The 14,922-nt window shown below is 64.9% G+C and carries 12 protein-coding genes and 1 pseudogene; 5 read left to right on the forward strand and 8 right to left on the reverse strand.

Annotated features, from left to right (window positions below; all coding sequences use genetic code 11):
• Nucleotides 1–33 precede the first annotated feature (33 nt).
• Nucleotides 34–1,008: a Bug family tripartite tricarboxylate transporter substrate binding protein gene (locus AB7O82_RS24675; RefSeq protein WP_428551486.1), complete on the forward strand. Its 975-nt coding sequence runs from the start codon at nt 34–36 to the stop codon at nt 1,006–1,008.
• A 144-nt stretch (nt 1,009–1,152) separates the two neighbouring features.
• Here the strand turns inward: AB7O82_RS24675 and AB7O82_RS24680 are convergent, their stop codons facing one another.
• Entirely contained in the window at nt 1,153–2,325 is a 1,173-nt protein-coding gene (locus tag AB7O82_RS24680) for an acyl-CoA dehydrogenase family protein (RefSeq protein WP_428551483.1), read from the reverse strand.
• Nucleotides 2,326–2,379: 54 nt separating this feature from the next.
• Here AB7O82_RS24680 and AB7O82_RS24685 point away from each other — a divergent pair, with 54 nt between their 5' ends.
• Nucleotides 2,380–3,138 (forward strand): enoyl-CoA hydratase/isomerase family protein, encoded by a 759-nt coding sequence (locus AB7O82_RS24685; protein ID WP_428551480.1) that lies wholly within the window; start codon nt 2,380–2,382, stop codon nt 3,136–3,138.
• 65 nt (nt 3,139–3,203) lie between these two features.
• Nucleotides 3,204–4,064 (forward strand): IclR family transcriptional regulator, encoded by an 861-nt coding sequence (locus tag AB7O82_RS24690; protein WP_428620393.1) that lies wholly within the window; start codon nt 3,204–3,206, stop codon nt 4,062–4,064.
• Nucleotides 4,065–4,174: 110 nt separating this feature from the next.
• Here the strand turns inward: AB7O82_RS24690 and AB7O82_RS24695 are convergent, their stop codons facing one another.
• Nucleotides 4,175–4,804 carry a 4-hydroxyphenylacetate 3-hydroxylase C-terminal domain-containing protein gene (locus AB7O82_RS24695; RefSeq protein ID WP_428551475.1) on the reverse strand — a complete coding sequence of 210 codons (630 nt, stop codon included), beginning with the start codon at nt 4,802–4,804 and terminating at the stop codon, nt 4,175–4,177.
• On the opposite strand from AB7O82_RS24695, the gene AB7O82_RS24700 reads away from it, so the two are divergent.
• Both AB7O82_RS24700 and AB7O82_RS24705 read left to right on the forward strand, forming a co-directional pair.
• A complete protein-coding gene (locus AB7O82_RS24700; protein WP_428551472.1) occupies nt 4,794–4,934 on the forward strand; it encodes a hypothetical protein in 141 nt (46 codons plus the stop codon). The two genes, AB7O82_RS24695 and AB7O82_RS24700, sit on opposite strands and share 11 nt — an antisense overlap.
• Before the next feature lie 33 nt (nt 4,935–4,967).
• Nucleotides 4,968–6,464 (forward strand): annotated as a pseudogene (locus tag AB7O82_RS24705) (aldehyde dehydrogenase family protein).
• 487 nt (nt 6,465–6,951) lie between these two features.
• Here the strand turns inward: AB7O82_RS24705 and AB7O82_RS24710 are convergent.
• The 6 genes from AB7O82_RS24710 to AB7O82_RS24735 form a co-directional block, all read right to left on the reverse strand.
• The gene (locus AB7O82_RS24710; RefSeq protein WP_428620395.1) at nt 6,952–7,278 is read right to left on the reverse strand and encodes an H-NS family nucleoid-associated regulatory protein; all 327 of its coding nucleotides are present in this window, start codon (nt 7,276–7,278) and stop codon (nt 6,952–6,954) included.
• Nucleotides 7,279–7,484: 206 nt separating this feature from the next.
• A complete protein-coding gene (locus AB7O82_RS24715) occupies nt 7,485–7,844 on the reverse strand; it encodes a thermonuclease family protein (RefSeq protein ID WP_428620403.1) in 360 nt (119 codons plus the stop codon).
• A 74-nt stretch (nt 7,845–7,918) separates the two neighbouring features.
• Nucleotides 7,919–9,310, reverse strand: a complete 1,392-nt coding sequence (locus tag AB7O82_RS24720) for an FAD-binding oxidoreductase (protein WP_428620397.1) — start codon at nt 9,308–9,310, stop codon at nt 7,919–7,921.
• Nucleotides 9,311–9,581: 271 nt separating this feature from the next.
• The gene (locus AB7O82_RS24725; protein ID WP_428620399.1) at nt 9,582–9,974 is read right to left on the reverse strand and encodes a hypothetical protein; all 393 of its coding nucleotides are present in this window, start codon (nt 9,972–9,974) and stop codon (nt 9,582–9,584) included.
• 14 nt (nt 9,975–9,988) lie between these two features.
• The gene (locus tag AB7O82_RS24730; RefSeq protein WP_428620405.1) at nt 9,989–10,711 is read right to left on the reverse strand and encodes a recombinase family protein; all 723 of its coding nucleotides are present in this window, start codon (nt 10,709–10,711) and stop codon (nt 9,989–9,991) included.
• Nucleotides 10,712–10,771: 60 nt separating this feature from the next.
• Complete coding sequence (locus AB7O82_RS24735) at nt 10,772–14,131, reverse strand: DUF4214 domain-containing protein (protein WP_428620401.1); 3,360 nt, start codon at nt 14,129–14,131, stop codon at nt 10,772–10,774.
• Nucleotides 14,132–14,922: the final 791 nt, after the last annotated feature.

Raw genomic sequence — 14,922 nt, forward strand, 5'->3', positions numbered from 1 at the left:
GTAGTAGTAGTAGTAGTAGTAGGAGGAACCCCAATGAAAATCGTCCGCTGGCTCGCCGGTTTCGCTGCGGCCGCGAGCCTCCTGGCCGCCATACCCGTCACGGCACAGCCCTATCCGAACAAGCCGATCCGCCTCATCGTGCCCTTCGCCGCGGGCTCCGCGAGCGACATCCTGGCCCGCATGATCGGCGAGCCGCTGTCGCAGGCGCTGGGGCAGCCGATCATCGTGGACAACAAGCCGGGCAACAACACGACGGTCGGCACCGAGCTCGTCGCGACCGCGCCGCCGGATGGATACACGCTGGGACTGCTGACCAATTCCGGTCTTGCGGCGAGCCCCGGCGGCTTGACCAGCGGGGTGCGCTACGACCCGGTGAAGGATCTGAGCTACATCACCTTGGTCGCGTCGGTAAACTACGTCTGGCTGGTCAACAACGACGTCGATGCCAAGACCGCACCCGAGCTGATCAAGCTGATCAAGGCCAATCCGGGGAAGTACAACTACGCGAGCGGCAACACGGGGGGCATCGCCTATGGCGGCTATCTCAAGAATGCCCACAAGCTCGACGTGACCCATGTGCCCTACAAGTCGACGCCCCAGGCACTGGCCGACCTGATCAGCGGCCACGTGCAGCTCATGGTGGCGGACGTGCCGGCCTCGCTCAGCATGATCCGGTCCGGCAAGGTGCGGCCGGTTGGCGTGCCGGCTCCTCAGCGCTACGTGCTGTTGCCCGACGTTCCGACCTTTGCGGAGCTCGGCCTGCCGACGCCGCCCAACATGGATGGCTGGTGGGCCCTTGTCGCGCCGGCCGGCACGCCTGATGCGATTCTCGACCGCCTGAACAAGGAGGTGGTCAAGATCCTCAAAGCGGATGCGATCAAGGCCAAGCTCCTGCAAAGCAGCTTCATGCCGACGCCGTCGACGCGCCAGCAGGCGACGCAGTACCAGAAGGATCAGCTGCAGGTCTGGAAGACGATGATCAAGGACCTCGACCTCAAGGTCGAGTGAAGACTGGTTCACAGACGACCTCATCCTGAAGGAGGTCGCGTAGCGACCGTCTCGAAGGATGGGCAACAATGCCGACGTTGCCCACCCTTCGAGACGGCCCTGCGGACCTCCTCAGGGTGAGGTAAGGCTGTATCAGTATCGATCTCAGTCGACTGGCAGGCCCATCTCCTTGGCGATCGCGCGCAGCTGGATCTCCACGCTGCCGACGGTGACCGGGGCCACCAGCGCGTCGAGCGCCCATCGCATGACCGGCAGTTCCGTGGTCAGCCCCCAACCGCCGCCGACGTGTAAGGCGGTCTGGGTGACCCGGACAACGGCCTGGGTCGAATGCAGCTTGGCCGCCGAGACATCGAGGATCACGTCCCGCAGCGGCACGCCGCTGTCCCAGCGTTCGGCGGCGTGATAGGTGAGCCGGCGCGCGGCCTCGACATCGACATGGGCCTGCGCGAGCGCAAAGGCGATCGACTGGTTGGCGCCGATCGGCCGGCCGAACTGGCGGCGCGTCTGGGCATAGTCGCGCGCCCAGTTGAGCGCGGTCTGCATGTGCCCGAGCCAGCGTGCGGCAACCATGATGCGCTCGCGATTGAAGCCGGCCATAATGGCCGCGAAGCCGGCATCGAGGCGCCGGCTCTCGGGCACGCGCGCCTTGTTGAAGGTCACGCGATAGGTCGGCGCCGGACGGTTCACGTAGGTCTCGATCTGGCTGACCTCGATGTTCGGGTCGTGCCGGTCGACGGCGAAGAACCGCATGCCCCGGCGGCCGAGCTTCGAGTCGGTCTGCGCCAGCGTCACCAGCACGTCAGCGTCGCCGCCCAGCGTGATGAAGGACTTCATGCCGTCCAGCACCCACTCGTCGCCCTCGCGCGTCGCCCTGGTCTGCACGTTCTGGATGTCGTTGCCCGCCTCGGGTTCGGTGATGGTGATCGCGACCAGGCATTCGCCCGCGATGGTCCGGCGGGCGATCTCGCGATGTTCGGCGCTGCCATGCTCGTAGAGGATCGAGCCCGCGACGTTCTGCACCAGAACCGCCACCGCGAGGTTCGGGTTCACCTTGGACATCTCCTCCATCGCGATGGCTTCCTCGTAGCTGCCGAGCCCGGCGCCGCCGATGTCCTCGCTCGCCGTGATGCCGATCAGGCCGGTGCGGGCGGCGGCCTGATAGAAGGCGCGCGGGAAGCGCTTTTCCGCGTCGGCCTGCTGCCAGCGCGTGCCGATCTCCTTCTCGGCGAACGACCTGCACATGTCGCGGAAGGCGTCGCGATCCACGGTGTTGAGGGGAACGGGAGTGCGAAGGGAATTGATGTGCTGGGCGGCCACTTTGTTATTCTCTATAGAGTAAAGGTTTGCGTATAAAGAATACATGGGAGGCCCATGACCCTGTCAATCGAAAGCCCGCTCGCATTCCGTCGTGTCGACGGGCTGCTGGAGATCACGTTGAATCGCAGCGACAAGGCTAATGCCCTGACGGCCGGCATGATGGAGGATATCGGGCGTGCCGTTGCCGAGGCGCGCGCCGATGAGATCGTACTGCTGTCGAGTGCCTCGCCCAGCCTGTTCTGTGCCGGAGCAGACATCCGCGAGTTCGTCGGAGGCAGCCTGCCGCAGCAGGAACATGCATTGCTTGGCATGATCAAGGCGATGGCGTGCAGCCGGGCGCCGATCGTCGTGGTCGCGCGCGGGCGAGCCTCGGGCGCGGGTGCGCTCCTGATCTGTCTAGCCGATGTCGTGGTCGCGGCCGACGATCTTCAGGTCACTTGCCCCGAATTCGTGTTCGGGATGTACCCCATCATCGTGGAGGCAGTGCTGCAGTCACGGCTCTCACCGGCACTTGCTGCGCAGATGTGCCTCGGTGCCAGCGTGCTTGCAGCCGCCCACGCTCGGGACGCCGGCCTCGTCACCGAGGTGTTGCCCGAGGCGGGCTTTGCCGACTCCGCACGGGCGCGCGTCGCGCACTATCTCGAGCGGTGTCCCGGACTGGCGGCGATGCGGCGCAGCCGCACGATCGGTCATGCGACGCGCGTCCTATGCGAGCATTTGGATGCGGTGGCGCCCCTGATGATGGAGAATTTCCATGCGCCGGGCGTGCAGGAGCGCATTACCCGGTATCTCATTGGCCTTAGGCGGCGATAGTGAGGGCGTGGACAGCGGATCCGTATTCGGAGGCGTGGCGATCGTTTCGAATACGGAATAGTAATATGCCGATTTTGCCGGCGGCTAAAGTTCTCGGCTGCGGCACCCGCGACAACCCGGATGTCAAGAGCGCTTCCATGCCACGTGATGAACCGATACCCGACAAGCTCGTCGGTGCCCTGACCAGCGGCCTCGCCGTGCTGCGCTACCTGGTGGCGGCGCAGGCGCCCGTCGGAGTCAGCCGCATCGCACGGGATCTCGAACTCAACCCGAGCACTTGCTTCAATCTGCTCAAGACGCTGGTGCACGAGGGACTCGCGGTGTTCGACGAGACCAACAAGACTTACACGGTGGGGATGGGACTTCTCGCGCTTGCCAAGGGTACACTGGAGCAGGCGAACTACATTGCAATGGTGCGACCCTATCTGCGCGAGGTCGCTATGAACCACGGTGTGACGTGCACCCTGTGGCACGTCATGAAGGGTGAGCGCGTGGTCCTGGTCGACCGCGCGGACAATGACGCCGCGATCCGGGTCCATATGAGCCTTGGTCAGCGCCTTCCGATGTATATTGCCGCCCTAGGCCGCTGCATGGCCGCGCATTCCGGATTGACGAGATCAGAGTTGCGCGCACGGTTTGCCCAGCTTCGCTGGGAAGACAACTTAAGCTTCGATGACTACTTGTCCGAGGTTGAAGAAGCGCGCAGGCGTGGCTATGCAGTAGACCAGAGTCACTACGTAAAAGGCGTGACCACGGTATCGTCCGTGGTCCTCGATGCGCTGGCCAAACCGCTGATGGCAATCAGCGCCGTCGGCTTTGACGCCCAGATGGGCAAAGGCGACATCAAGGCGCTCGGTGAGGACCTGCGCGATCGAGCGGCTGCGATCTCGCTCGCTATGGCTGGCTTGAGACGTTCTCGCGACTGATGGACTTCTCAATAATCGCCAGCTCACCGACGGCTTGGTCGATGTCGCGACATCATCGGTATGCTGGTTAGGGCGATGTCGCTCTCGCGCGAGTGCGTGTGCCCGTTTGCTTACGTAGCGGCGCGAGAGAGCGCTTGGTACCATGTCCGAGACAGCATGTCCTGGAGCAAGGTTTGGGAGCGGCTGCGGTCGAAGAACCGAGTGTGCAGCATCTGCTTGTTGCGCGCAGCCGACGTCAGATAGAAGCGTTCATAGAGGAAGCCGTGCCCTCCAAGGGAGGAGCCGGCAAAATCCCAGGCCAGACGGAACACGGCCGCCCGCTGTTCGGCCGCTGCGCCGTCGGCCCCGCTCAGCACCTCGTCGATCAGCGGCCTCAGCTTGGGGTCGTTGAGCTGCACCCGGCTGGGTGTCGTGAGTAGATTGTGGCTGCCGATGAGCGTGATGATTTCCGCCACACGCGGCATCCAGATCGCGAGCATAGCCCTCATCGGCTCCAGCACCGCGCCGTTGGGGAACCATACACCGTCCGCATGCTCCGAGGCCTGCTCCAGGGACAGCTCGATTGCGTTGGCCGTCATGCGCACGTAGCAGGCCATTTCGCCCAGCATCTCCGCTGTGGCCGGCGAATGGTCTCCGATCAGCTCGGCCATGCGGCTGGCAAGCCCATAGGCGAACTCAAGCTTGGTCAGCGCTCGGATGCCCGTCGATTGCGTAAGCCATGAGGCGGTGGTGGCCGTCAAGAAGCTCTGCCGGCAGATGTCCAAGCCGTATCTGCCGCTGCGCAGCTTTGGAATGAGCTCGTTCGCTGCGGCGCTGCGCGGGCCGCTTGTCGCTGACCTTCAAAGGAAGACGAGTGCGGCCGCGTCGTGAACAGATCGAACTTCAACTGAATTGGAGGTTGTCATGACAGTCATGGAGAAGGGCGTCGCCAAGAAACCCACCTATATCGACGGCAAGCTGAAGCTCATGCTGATCGACGGCCGCTGGGTTCCTGCCGCTTCCGGCAAGACCTTCGAGACCATCAATCCTGCGACCGGCGAGGTGCTGGCGCACGTCGCCGAGGGCGATCGCGACGATATCGACCGTGCGGTGGCGGCGGCGCGAAAGGCCTTCAACGGTCCCTGGAGCAAGCGGAAGCCGGCCGAGCGGCAAATGCTGTTGCTGAAGCTGGCCGACCTCGTCGAGCAGCACATCGAGGAGCTGGCGGCGCTCGATACTTATGACATGGGGGCCCGATCTCCCGGACACGCAACAATCGGCAGCGCGCGCTGGGCATGCTGCGCTACTACGCCGGCATGGCGACGTCGCTCCATGGGGAGAGACCATCGAGAACTCGCTAGCAGGGGAGATCTTTTCCTACACGCTCAAGGAGCCGGTCGGCGTGGTCGGAGCCATCATTCCCTGGAACGGGCCCTTGACAGCGACGATCTGGAAGATCGGCCCGGCGCTGGCGACCGGCTGCACCGTGGTCCTGAAGCCGGCCGAGGAGGCGCCGCTCACATCGCTCAGGCTCGCAGAACTGTGCCTCGAAGCGGGCGTGCCTCCTGGCGTCGTCAATTTGGTGCCGGGCTACGGCGAAACAGCGGGAGCGGCGCTGTCCGCCCACCCCCACGTCGACAAGGTGGCCTTCACGGGCTCGCACCTCACGGGCCGGAAGATCGTCCAGGCGTCGGCCGGCAACCTCAAGCGCGTATCGCTGGAGGTGGGCGGCAAGTCGCCCGACATCGTGTTCGCCGATGCCGACCTCGATGCCGCCGTGCCCGGGGCGTCGATGGCCGTCTTTGCCAATTCCGGGCAGATTTGCAGCGGCGGCACGCGCCTGTTCGTAGAGAGGAGGATCGACAAGGAGTTCACCGGAAGGTGGCGGAGTTCGCCAAGATCCTGCGGGTGGGCAACGGAGCCGACCCGAAGACCCAGGTCGGGCCGCTCGTGTCGGCCCAGCAGCTCGACCGCGTGAACGACTATCTCAGCATCGGCCGGCAGGATGGTGCCAAGCGTCTGAGCGGCGGCGAACGCCTGACGGACGGTGACTACGGCAAGGGCTACTTCGTGCCGCCGACCGTGTTCGCCGACGTGCGCGATGACATGAGGATTGCCCAGGAGGAGATCTTCGGGCCGGTGATATCGGCGATTCCCTTCACTGACGTGGAGGAGGTGATCCAGCGCGGCAACGCCACGACCTTCGGCCTAGGCAGCGGCGTGTGGACGCGCGATGTCGGCAAGGCGCACAAGCTCGCCAGGGCGATCCGCGCGTGCTCGGTGTGGATCAACTGCTACCAGGCGATGGACCCCGCGGTGCCGTTCGGCGGCTACAAGATGAGCGGCTACGGTCGGGAGAGCGGCAAGCAGCACCTCGAGGAGTACCTCAACGTCAAGGCGGTCTGGATCAAGACGGCCTAGGAAGCGCCGATTGTACGGCGGCGGCGGCGTCTCGAAGAGCGCCTGCCACTGCTCCTTCAGTTCCGGCGTCGGCATCGCCTTCAAGGCTGCGATACGCGCCAGTACGGTGTCCTGTTCTTTCATGCCGTTCTCCGTTTGGGGGCGTCGGCATGACCGCTTCGGTCGGGCACGAAGTCGACGAAACTGTCTCCACAGTCGGCAGATAGAGGACTGGCGCGTGAAGACGCATGAGACCGGCAGCCAGGATCTCGCCGATCTCTGCCAGGCGCTCAGTCGGCGTCATGCGGCAGGATGAAGAGGGGACATGGATCAATCGCGCCTTTGATTGGGCGCGATCAATCTAGTCCCGGAATTTTCTCCCGGAGCATCCCAGCCGTGGCTTGCGGGGCCAAGCGGTGCAGTGCGTTATTGTGCGTATGGAGCAGGGCCTTCGCGAGCGGGCAGCTCCTAACGTCTAGCCATGGATCTAGCCTTCCCTCAACACGCGCTAAATGGCGAAGTCCTCGAGCTTCTTGCCGCCCTTCATCGCCGCCACCATCCACTTGGGCTTCAGGCCGCGACCTGTCCACGTCTCGCTCCGGTTGGCCGGATTGCGATACTTGGGCTTCACCTTCTTGCCTCTGAGGGCGCTTCCCCTGCCGCCGCCATGGCCGTTCATTGCCTGTTCGATATCGACCTGACTGAGCTTATACTTTCTCAGGACGGCCCTGAGCTGCCTGATGCCAGGCTTCTCGGCCTGCCTGATCGCTTCGGCCTTGGCTTCGAGCGCTCGAATCTGCGCTTCGATCGACTTCAGGGACGCTCTACGGGGCATTCGAACTCCTTCTTGTTCATTGGTTCTTGGACGGCCGTGGTGACAGGGTATCCGCTTACGCGGCGAAAGGCGCACAAACAGATAGTGGGTGAGACTTCCTTTACCAGCGCCGAGCACGTCAATCCGGACGAAAGCAAGCGACGTGCTGGGCCACGAATATACGCAACCACGGAAGCAAGCAATCTCAGAAGGGCTGCTTGAAGCTCCTATCGGCTACGGTGAGTCTGTCTCCAGTCCCAGGGCATTTGAAAGGTGCCTGACCACAGACCGACGCCGGCCACTCGGGCGCGATCTTCGTCGGTAACATAGTCGAGAGAGTATCGGCGAAAGGCCACCGCCCAACCGTTGGCGACCATCCATCGATTGAGGTCCTCGCCGACCAGGAAGCACACGGCCACGACGCGGCCGTAGCGATCTCGGTCATGCGGATCGCATCGAACGACAGCGCGATCGACATGGTCGGACAGGGCGAGGGGGGCTTGCTGGCTGCAACGCCAGGCCGTGCCATCGGGCCGAGTGCATTCCTGCCGACCTTCCGGCGCGTCGATGCCGTGCGCTGCAACGATGGGCGTAGGCGGCCGCGTTCCCTCACATCACGGCGCCTACCTCACGCAAGTCTGCATCTTGGTCACGCTGCATCCTATGCAGGAGAGACGTTGGCGTTAACCCGGAACAGATTCGTCGGGTCGAACACAGCCTTGAGCTCGCGCAGGCGACGATGGTTCGCGCCGAAGGAGGCGCGCACTTTCTCTGGCGTGTCGTCCGCAGCAATATGGTTGATGTAGATGCTACCCTGCAGATGCGGCTCCACCCGCCCCCAGACATCACGCAGCCAGGCGATGTGGGTTGCCGACTCCGACCCATCGGTCCACTGGCCGATGGCGTCGAAGTCCCATTGCGGCCGCCTCGCCGCGAAGGCGGTAGCGCCTTCCGGCACCCTGGTGCCGGCGCCGTGCAGATAGAAGAATATCAGCGCGCTCAGCGGTGAGCTGAACTTCGCCGCCGCGGCCACCAGCGCCTCGATCAGCGCATCGGAAATCTGCTCGGTGAAGGCTGAGCGCCAGTAGCGGTGCAGGCCGTGCTCGGCATTGGGCGTATCCAGCATCACCTGGCGTGCGCTGTACGGCATGGGAGCGACCAGATCGGCAAGCGGCTTGCCGAATTGGCGGGCGGGTGCGAAGACCTTCTCGCCATCTACGATCGGCCCGTTGTAGCCCAGCAGCAAGGCAGCCACCGGAATGCCTTCCGGCGAGGTGAGAAGCGCCGCATAGGCCTCGGCTTCGTCCGGTAGCGTGGGGCAGAAATCGCGATAGAAGCGCAACACCGCGGCAGCTTGGTCCAATGGGTAGATCACCATGCCTCCCAGCACCTGGGTGACTGGATGCAGGCGGAACTCGAAGGCGGTGACGACGCCAAAATTGCCACCGCCGCCACGCAACGCCCAGAACAGATCCGGATGCTCCATTGCGTTGACCTTCCGCAGCTGGCCGTCGGCGGTGACCACTTCGGCCGACAGAAGGTTGTCGATCGTCAATCCGTGCTTGCCCATGAGCCAGCCCAGGCCACCGCCTAGGGTCAGGCCGCCGACGCCCGTATTGGACACGGTACCGCCCGTGGTCGCGAGGCCGTGGGCCTGGGTCGCGGCATCGAGCTCGCGCCACAGCACGCCGCCCTCGACGCGGGCGGTACGCTTGCCCGAATCGACACTGATAGCCTTCATCGGGGACAGGTCCAGCACCAGCCCGCCATCATTGGTGCCGTAGCCGGGCGCGCTGTGACCGCCACCGCGTACCGAGAGCAACAGCCCGTGGGTCCTGGCGAAGTTCACCGTTTGCTGGACGTCCGCGGGTCCGGTGCACCGCGCGATCAATGCCGGACGGCGATCAATATTGCCGTTCCAGACGCGCCGGGCGCCCTCGTAGCCCTCGTCACCGGACAGCAGCAACCCGCCGCGCAGTCCCGTCTTCAGTGCCCCGACATCGGCTGTGCCCACATCAATGCGAGCGCCGTCCAACGTAGTGATTGCAACCATGCGGTGTTCCCCCTGCAAATGAATGCGCAACAATAGCACCATCGACTGGGCCGCGCCTTGTCTCGAGGTCCCAAACGATAGCCGTCGGTTCCACTCGCCTCGCCTTAGAGTCGCTTCGCCGCCCAGATGACACGGCCGATGATATTCACCTCGTCGCCATCCCGCTCATAGGTCTGGTACTCGGGATTGACCGACTTGATGACGATCTTGGGCGGCTCGGAGCGGGGGATATGCTCGATGCGCTTGGCGACGATGCCGAGGCCATCTCAGATCATGAAGATGCCGGGCGGCACCGGCCGCCCGACTGTCTCGCCCATTCGACCGGAAACCGCGCCATCGCCTCCGCAAGCGTCGCCGCCGCGTTCGCCCGCCCATCGAGGATTGCCTCCACCGTCTTCGGAGCGAGCAGCGTCAGCCGCAGCACTCGGCTTACGTAAGACGGATTGATCCTCTCGGCCTTGGCGATCTCCTTGATCGTGGCGTACCGGCCGCTTTCTAGCATCCTTTGCCACCGGAATGCGCGGGCGATAGCCTTGACCAGCGTGCTGTCGACTTCGGGCGCGGCCGGCGGCATCGGCGCGCCGTCTGGCGCGAGCACCAACTTGCGGCCACCGCGCTTGCGAACGGTGAACGGGATCTTGATGGTCACGACGGCGTCGCGCATCGGCCGAGCACCGCTCATGCCGCCCTCCGCATACCGATGTCGCCAAGCTCGTTGACTATCCGTCCGAGGCCCTGCGTGCGGAGGTGCAGCTCGAGACCGTCGGTTCTGACATCGACGCGAGCCACGAGCAGCTGCACGATCCGGGCCTTTTCGGCTGGGAAAAACTCTTCCCAGAGGGGATCGAGCCGCTCCAGCGCCGCGCGGACCGTCGCCTCGGACAGGCCCTCGATTTCGGGCCGCGCTGCTCGCCAGGTGGCAACGACGACCTCGGGCGAGCGCAGTAGCTCCCGGAGCTCGTCGACGACTGCAGCCTCGATGGCGGCCGCTGAGACGCGCCGGACCGGGCAGTTCTCGACGCCGCCCTGCAGCACGGTCTGGCTGACGTAGTAGTGGTAGAGGCGGCCACCGCGGCGGCGCGTGTGGGTAGGGCTCATGGCGCGGCCGGTGGGCCCAAACAGTAGTCCCTTGAGCAGCGCCGGCGTCTCGGCGCGCGTACGGCAGGAGCGGGCGCGCGGGCTTTCCTGCAAGATGCTGTGCACCTTGTCCCACAGGGTTTGATCGATGATAGCTTGGTGCTCGCCTGGATACGCGGTGCCCTTGTGGACGGCGAGACCGACATAGATCCGATTGTTCAGCACCTTATATATGTAGCCCTTGTCGATCGGCTTGCCCGGGCGCGTACGCACGCCCTCGGCATTTAGGGATCGCGCCAGCACTGTCGCGGACCCCACCTTCAGGAATCGCTCGAGTGGAGCGGTGTGCCCTGCTTTGCTGCCTCGCTGTCCCGCGCACCCTTCCTAGGTCCCTGGGGCGTGATTGGCGACCAGGAACTCGCCGTTGCGGATGCCGATCAGCACGGAGTGCGGCTCGGCGGTCACGGGATCGAGCAGGACGGCGCTGGCCGCGGTGTCGCTGGCGTCCTGCCACCGCATGTGATGCAGTTCCTGCTGTTCGACGAACGCCAGGCTCACCGCCACCTTGCCCATCAGGCTCGTGATGTCCTTGCCAGCCGCCGAATTCTGCGCCCCGCTCATGATGTCGACCAGCACCGATCCGACAAGGTGGCCGGCTTGCAGGTCGTGCCGGATCTCGTTGGTCCAGTAGCCGAGCCCCGCGGCGTCCGGCGCGCGATTGAAAAGGTTGTTGTAGACACTGTCGAGGAAGGCGCCGATCTGGGCGTTGCTCGCGCCCTGCGGGTTGGCGAGGAAGGGATAGAGTACCTTGGCCTCGGCGCCGACGGCGAACGAGTTGGCGATGTTGGCGAGCACAGTCCCCGGACCCTGCGCCGGCAAGCCGCTCTCGTACTGGCCGACCCAGAATTCGAAGCCCGCGGCGTCGGCTGCGCGGCCGCCGAACGCGGCATAGGTCGCCGCGATCTGCTCTTCCGCCGACAGCGCCAGCAGGTCGAGCGTGGTTGTCGCCGCCGTCGCGACCGGTACTACGTAGAGCGAGACCCGGGCGTCGTCGGCGCTGACGCCATTGCTCGAGCGGTAGGAGAACGTATCGATGCCGGAATAGCCGGCGTCGGACACGTAGCCGAAGCTGCCGTCGCCGGCGAGCTGCAGCGTGCCGTGTGCCGGACCGGCCAGCAGTGACACGAGGGACGCGTCGCGATCGTTGAGCGTGACCCCGTCCCGCGCCGACACCGTCAGCGACTGGCCCTGCTCGACGATATAAGCATCGTCGCGCGTCGCCACCGACACCGGGCCACCCGCGCTGGCGAACCGGAAGTCGGCTGCCGTGAGCGTCCCGGTAAAAGTCCCCATGTCGACGAACAGGAGCACCGAGCCGCCGGGCGAGGTCTCGACGACGAAGGAGTTGCCGTCCTGGGAAATCTCGTCGAACGAGGTCGTGCCGAGGGCACTGACATCGATCAGGTCCCGATCCGTCCCAGTGACCGAGAGGTCGCTGATGATGACTGCCCCGGGCCCATTGGTGCCGAGGAACTGGAAGGTATCGGAGCCGCCGCCGCCGGTCAGGATGAACGCCTCTTTCTGGGAGGAAGAGTAGTCGATGTAGGCGCCCAGCGTGTCGTCTTGGGTGGAGCCGATCAGCCGCGCGACGTCGTTGATGTTGGTGTAGCCGATCACGTCGCCCTCGGCGTCGCCGCCCGAGGTCTTTGAGCCGTCCTGGAGGAGCTGGACGGTCACGCCCTGCGTGGACGTGCTGTAGCTCAAGGTCACGTTGCCGGCCTTGGCATTGAGATAGTCGGCGCCAGGTCCGCCCTCGATTCGCGAGCCGTTGGCGGCCTTGATCCAGTCGTTGAGCTTCCCGCCGATGGCGTTCTCGATGCTGATCAGCTCGTAGCTGTTCGGCACCTTGTTCGGGCCGGTGCCGGGAAACGGCGCCGTGCTGCTGACCGGCGCCTTGGTGTCGGCAGGCGCCGCCCGCTCGGCTGCGTAGCCCGCCGTCAGGTCGACCTCGAGCTGCTTGGCGGGACCCAGGAGCGGCAGATGGACGACGCCGAACGTGTCGGAGCCGGTGCCGCCGTCGAACACGCCGGCGCTGCCGCCGCCGTACAGCATGTCATCGCCGGCGCCGCCCGACACGCTCTCGGGGTCGATGCCGCCGTCGCTGTTGTCCGTGCTCACGAAGCTGTAGACGAAGTCGTTGCCGTCGTCGCCGAACAGGGTGTCGGCCGACGCCGTGCCGTAGATCACGTCGCCACCGCCGAAGCCGTGGATGTAGGCGGCGGTCGTCGCCAGGGTGAGCTGGCTGAAGCCGATCACCGTCGGATTGGTCGACAGGATGTCGGTATAGTCGGTGCCGGCCAGGGTATGGCCGAAGGACTGCGACTCGCCGTTGCTGACCACCAGGCCGCCGACGGCGCCGAAGACGGTGACGGCCGAGTCGAGAGGCAGGCTGGCCTGCTGCGACTGGAAGCCGCCGCCCGGCAGCGCGTTGCTGATCTTCGAGCTGACGAGATTGGTGAAGCCGACATCGCCGTTGATCGACTCGAGGGTGCTGCTGAGGTTCACGAGGTTGTTCAGGATCTGGCTGGCAGCGTCGCTGTCCGCCGCGATCCCCATGGCGCTCAGGAAGTCGGCGCTCAGCTCGACATACGCATAGACCTTGCCTCCGGCCGAGAACTCCAGGGCCTTGGCGTCGCCCTCTCCGCCCGGGACCTGGATTGCCGTGACGACCGTGGCCGTGAGGGTCTCCGAGGCTGTATTCTGCAAGGGCAGCATGAGGACGTCGCGCCGGGGATCGAAGTCGGTGACCACCATCGCGTCCTGCTTGACGGATGCCGGCGTCCCACTGGCGAGCAGGGACTCGACCAGGTTGACGAACGTCTCGGCCAGCACGCCGCCCGCGGCGCCCAGCGACGCCCCGATGATGCCTTTGGCGATCTCCTCGGTCGTCTCGTCGGCGATGTTCTGAATGACGTCGCCGACGGCGGTGCCGGCGAAGTCCTGCGCCGAGGAGGCGAAGTAGCCCGACCAGAAGGACGAGCCCGAACTCGACCCGTCGTCGCTGTAGCTCAGCATGAAGGCATCGCTGCCCTCACCGCCGGTCAGAATATCGAGATAGCCGTGGCCGCGCGGGCCGCCGTACAGGAAGTCGCTGCCGGCGCCGCCGTCGATCGTATCGGAGCCATCGCCGCCGTGCAGTTGGTCGTTGCCGCCGTTGCCCTCGATCGTGTCGTCGCCGCCATAGCCGAAGATGATGTCGTTGCCGTCGCCCCGCGTGTCATACGGCGCCAGCGTCACCGACGCGATCACGGGATTGCCAGTGAACGAATCCGCCGTGTCGCCGTAGAGCTTGTCATCGTCATCGCCGCCATTGATCGTGTCGTTGCCTGAGCCGCCATAGGCCTCGAGCTTGTAGATTGCATCCGGACCAAATCCGGATTTGGCAGGGTTGATCAGGTCGTCGTCCGACCCGCCGTACAGCCGCATCGGCCATGTGATGGTCTGAACCGACAACGTGTCGTTGCCGGCCCCGGTCTCGAAGGTTCCCGCCGCCGCGCCCACGGACACCGTATCGCTGGTCTCCCAATCCTGCGAGGCCAGCCGGAACACGTAGTAGCTCAGCGAGGAGATTTCGACCTGGTAGCTGTCCGGCACCGTGGCGTCGTAGACCATGTACATCAGCCCGTCGCCCGGATCGATGCTCGAGACGAAGGTGAAGTCGATGTCGGTGATATGGCGAGTCATAGGATTCCCTCAGCGTCCCTTGTCGAATCGGCTGCGGTGTCATCGGACGGATTCCGCCCGGCGATGCAGTCACTGAAGCGTTGCGCCGGCGCGATTCTCGAAGCCAACCTTCTCCGCGATTGACCATATGTGAAGGCCCGACTAGTGCGCTTGGCTTCACGCCAGCATTGGAGCAAGAAGATCGAAAGGATCGAGGAGGCATATTGCCGCCGCTCGATCGTGCTGCCTGGTTGTTGCGCACACGTGGCCCCCCTCCGCCGACGATCGCGCACGCCGCTCTGCCCCCTCCCTGGCCGCCGCGCGGCGCTCCCTATCGTCGACAGTCTCGGCGTGGTGAAGGCAAGGCCGCCCCGAGCTGCCCGGCTCAGACCTCGGGCGCCGCAGGGACGGCAGCGGGTAAGCCCAGTGGCGGATCAGGTCTCTGCGCAGGCGAGAGCGAGGCGATTCTGGGAGAGCGAAGTAGCGAAAGAACCCGAAGTCGACAGAGAGGTCATATCTTGGGTCGAGCGATCTGATGGTGCTTTAGGAGTAGACCGTCCTGGAAACGCGAAAGCCGCAACAGCCCGTATTGCCGTCGCCAAGTTGGATGTCCGCTTTACAGCGCTCTGCGGACTCAAGTCGTTCGTCACGTGACGTCAGAGAAGGGCCACAAGCCGACCCACGCGCTCGATCTCGCCGACTTGATCGGCAACCCGCTGCTCCAGTTCGCGGTTGCGTTTGTCGACCTCGCGGGACTGCACTTCCAATTGCTCAGTCCTCTCACGCAGCTCGCTTAGCAGCCGCGCGTTCTC

This window comes from Reyranella sp. (assembly GCF_050185545.1).
Lineage (GTDB): Bacteria > Pseudomonadota > Alphaproteobacteria > Reyranellales > Reyranellaceae > Reyranella.

What these genes read in the sequence shown, in the direction of transcription:
- AB7O82_RS24720 (WP_428620397.1), bottom strand. Translation starts at nt 9,310, where the DNA reads ATGGTTGCAATCACTACGTTGGACGGCGCTCGCATTGATGTGGGCACA.
- AB7O82_RS24685 (WP_428551480.1), top strand. Translation starts at nt 2,380, where the DNA reads ATGACCCTGTCAATCGAAAGCCCGCTCGCATTCCGTCGTGTCGACGGG.
- AB7O82_RS24735 (WP_428620401.1), bottom strand. Translation starts at nt 14,131, where the DNA reads ATGACTCGCCATATCACCGACATCGACTTCACCTTCGTCTCGAGCATC.
- AB7O82_RS24675 (WP_428551486.1), top strand. Translation starts at nt 34, where the DNA reads ATGAAAATCGTCCGCTGGCTCGCCGGTTTCGCTGCGGCCGCGAGCCTC.
- AB7O82_RS24710 (WP_428620395.1), bottom strand. Translation starts at nt 7,278, where the DNA reads ATGCCCCGTAGAGCGTCCCTGAAGTCGATCGAAGCGCAGATTCGAGCG.
- AB7O82_RS24725 (WP_428620399.1), bottom strand. Translation starts at nt 9,974, where the DNA reads ATGCGCGACGCCGTCGTGACCATCAAGATCCCGTTCACCGTTCGCAAG.
- AB7O82_RS24690 (WP_428620393.1), top strand. Translation starts at nt 3,204, where the DNA reads ATGCCGATTTTGCCGGCGGCTAAAGTTCTCGGCTGCGGCACCCGCGAC.